This window comes from Propioniciclava sp., from assembly GCF_029977985.1.
Taxonomy (GTDB): domain Bacteria; phylum Actinomycetota; class Actinomycetes; order Propionibacteriales; family Propionibacteriaceae; genus Propioniciclava.
The window spans coordinates 1-3486 of sequence record NZ_JARKOT010000185.1; the positions used below are offsets into that span (position 1 = coordinate 1).

Annotated in this window: 4 protein-coding genes; 1 reads left to right on the forward strand and 3 read right to left on the reverse strand. The window is 70.7% G+C overall.

Features of this window, described 5'->3' with window-relative positions; translation table 11 throughout:
* Positions 1-73: 73 nt before the first annotated feature.
* Complete coding sequence (locus Q1K57_RS11025; protein ID WP_300082395.1) at positions 74-547, forward strand: DUF2505 domain-containing protein; 474 nt, start codon at positions 74-76, stop codon at positions 545-547.
* 121 nt (positions 548-668) lie between these two features.
* Here the strand turns inward: Q1K57_RS11025 and pruA are convergent, their stop codons facing one another.
* The 3 genes from pruA to Q1K57_RS11040 form a co-directional block, all read right to left on the reverse strand.
* Complete coding sequence (gene pruA, locus Q1K57_RS11030) at positions 669-2297, reverse strand: L-glutamate gamma-semialdehyde dehydrogenase (RefSeq protein WP_300082399.1); 1629 nt, start codon at positions 2295-2297, stop codon at positions 669-671.
* 43 nt (positions 2298-2340) lie between these two features.
* Entirely contained in the window at positions 2341-3144 is an 804-nt protein-coding gene (locus tag Q1K57_RS11035; protein ID WP_300082402.1) for a Ku protein, read from the reverse strand.
* A 5-nt stretch (positions 3145-3149) separates the two neighbouring features.
* Positions 3150-3486 (reverse strand): hypothetical protein (locus tag Q1K57_RS11040; RefSeq protein ID WP_300082405.1); only part of this gene is annotated, 337 nt, incomplete at its 5' end.

Here is a 3486-nt window from a genome sequence, read left to right on the forward strand (position 1 = left end):
CCGCCGGGGCGGAGGCCCCCCGCCGATGGCTCGCGAGTGGGCGCCGAACGGACGCATCCGGTAGGAAGGACGCATGAAGATCACCGCAGCCCAGAGCTACCCCGCCGATCCGACCGCCGTGCACGCGATGCTGACCGACGAAGCCTTTCTCGCGCGGGCGGCGTCCGAACTCGGCGCGGTGGAGCACAAGGTCGCGGCGACGCCGTCCCGCAGCGCCCTCGAGGCTGCCCTGCCGGCGCCGAGCGAGATCCGCCGGTTCATCGGCGACACGCTGCGCATCGTCATGGACACGACGTGGTCGGACGCCGCTGCCGGCGGCTCGCGCGACGGCGTCCTCACCCTGACCGTGCCGGGGGCGCCCATGAAGGCCGTGGCCGACGTGCGGATCGCGCCGGCGGCGTCCGGATCGACCGTCACCTACGACGGCGACCTGACCGTGTCGATCCCCCTCGTGGGCGGGCAGATCGAGAAGCTGGCCGCCCCCGAGATCCTCGGCGCCCTGGCCGCCCAGGAGCGCGTCGGCCAAGCCTGGCTCGCGGACCGCTGAGAGCGACTCAGCCCCGTGACGTGTGCGGATCCGTGTTGCGAAACGCGTGCTCCAGCACCGGTTGTGCAGCACGCATCCGCACACGGGGCTCGCATGAGGTGACTGCTCGCTCCGCTCGCGGTCACGTCATGTGCGGGTAGGAGGTGCTCGTCGGGGGCACGAGGGTCTCCTTGATCGCCCGCGGGCTGACCCAACGGATGAGATTCCACATCGAACCGGCCTTGTCGTTCGTCCCCGACGCCCGGCCCCCGCCGAACGGCTGCTGGCCCACCACGGCGCCCGTCGGCTTGTCGTTGATGTAGAAGTTGCCCGCCGTGAACCGCAGCCGCCGCTGGGCCAGCTCGACGGCGTCCCGGTCGGTGGCGAAGACCGAACCGGTCAAGGCGTAGGGAGAGGCGGCGTCCACGAGGTCGAGGACGCCCTCGAAGCCGTCGTCGGGGTACACGTACACGCCCAGGATCGGCCCGAAGTACTCGGTGACGAAGATGTCGGCCTTCGGATCGGTGGAGGTCACGATGGTGGGCCGCACGAACCAGCCCACGCTGTCGTCGTAGGTGCCACCGGCGACGACCTCCATCGTGGCGTCCCGATGGCACGCGTCGATGACCTTCGCGAGCTTCCGGAACGCCCGCTCGTCGATGACCGCAGAGGTGAAGTTGGCCAGGTCGCGCACGTCGCCGACGGCGAGGGCGTCCGTCTGGGCGACGAGCTCGTCACGGATCTGTGCCCAGAACGACGCCGGCACGTAGGCCCGGGACGCCGCCGAGCACTTCTGCCCCGAGTACTCGAACGCGCCGCGGATCATCGCCGTGACCAGCGCCTTCGGCTCCGCCGACGGGTGCGCGACGATGAAGTCCTTGCCGCCGGTTTCGCCGACGATCCGCGGGTAGCTGCGGTACCGGGCGATGTTGGCACCCACCTCGGCCCACAGCCCCTGGAACACCCCGGTCGACCCGGTGAAGTGGATGCCGCCCAGATGTTCGGAAGCCAACACGACCTCGGACACGTCCCTGCCGTGCCCGGGCAGCATGTTGATGACGCCGGCCGGCAGGCCGGCCTTCTGGAGAACCTCGACGAGGAAGTGCGCGGCGAACGTCTGGGTCACGGCCGGCTTCCACACGACCACGTTGCCCATGAGTGCGGCCGACGTCGGCAGGTTGCCCGCGATCGCGGTGAAGTTGAACGGCGTGATCGCGTAGACGAACCCCTCCAGCGGGCGGTACTCCATCTTGTTCCACACGCCCGGCGCGTTGCCAGGCTGGTCGCCCATGATCTGCTGCGCGTAGGCCACGTTGAACCGCAAGAAGTCGATGATCTCGCACGCCGAGTCGATCTCGGCCTGCTGCACCGTCTTGCCCTGGCCGAGCATCGTGGCCGCGTTCAGGGTGGCCCGGTACGGGCCGGCGATCAGGTCGGCCGCACGCAGGAAGACTGCCGCCCGTTGGTCGAACGGCATCTCCGCCCACGCCGGAGCCGCCGCGAGCGCCGCATCGACCGCGGCCCGGGCGTCCGCCTGCGTCGCTGCCTTCAGCGTGCCGAGCACGTGCGCGTGGTCCGACGGCATGCGCACCTCGAGCTTCTCGCCCTTGCCCGGGCGCCGCTCGCCGCCGATCCACGCATCCAGCGCCATCGGCGCCGCCGACGCCAACTCCGCCAGCCGCACCTCCAGGGCGGCACGCTCGGCCGAGCCGGGCGCATAGGTGAGCACGGGCTCGTTGACAGGAACGGGAACTCGGGTCAGGGCGTCCATGGGGTCATCCTAGGTGTCGTGTCGACCGGCGCGTCCGGCGGCGTCAGCCCGCCTTGGCCGCCTCGGCGCGGCGCTTCTTGGCCGCCTCGACGGAGGCCTTGAGCGCTGCCACCAGGTCGACGACATCGCCGGACGCCGCCTCCTCCGCTGCCGACTCGGGGGCCGGGGCGTCCCCGAGCTTGGCGGCCACCACCTGTTCGAGGGCCTCCCGATAGGAGTCCGAGAACTGGGCCGGGTCGTAGGGCGCGGTCAGCTGGTCGATGAACATCTTCGCCATGTCGACCTCGCCCTTGGACGCCTTGATGTCGGCGTCCGGCGCGGCGAAGGCGCCGTCGCGCAGTTCGTCGGGCCACAGCAGGGTCTGCAGAACGAGCAGGTCGCCCGCAGCGCGGATCAGCGCCAGCGACTCCCGCGAGCGCAGCGCCACCTTCACGACGGCCACCTTCTTCGCCTTGCGCAGCGCCTCCCGCAGCAGGACGTAGGGCTTGGCGCCCGGCCCCTCGGCCTCCAGGAAGTAGGACTTGTTGTAGGCCACCGGATCGATCTCGTCGCCCTCCACGAACTGCACGATCTCGACCTGTTTGGCCGTGGGCAGCGGGAGTTCCTCGAAGTCGGACGCCTCGAGGACCACCATGCGCCCGTCGGCGGTCTGGTAGCCCTTCGCGATCTCCGCATACGGGATCTCCTCGCCGCACACCTCGCACACGCGCTTGTACTTGATGCGGCCGCCGTCGGCGGGGTGCACCTGCCGGAACGTGACGTCCTTCTCCTCGGTGGCCGAATACAGCTTCACCGGGATGGTCACGAGGCCGAAGCTGACCGCGCCTTTCCACAAGCTCCTGGGCATGGCGCCTAGTGTGTCAGGCGTTCCCACTCGGTGGAACCGTGCCAGAGCAGCTCGGCGTCGGTCAGCAGCGGGGCGGTGACGTCGGCGTCCCACGCCTCGACCAGCCCGGCGTCGCCCAGATCGCGCTTCACGGACGCCGCCAGCGCGGCTCCGTCGGCGTCGTCGCTGAACAGGCTGGTGACCCTCCCCCAGCCGACCCCGTCGAGGGTGACCGCGCCGAGCTCGGCAGGCTCGGCGGGGTGAGCGTCGGCGTCCGCGACCGCCACGAGCCGGACGCCGTGCCGCAACAACCCGTCGAGTGCCGCGATCTCGAGGAGGGTCAGGTCGGCGTCCTCGTCGTCG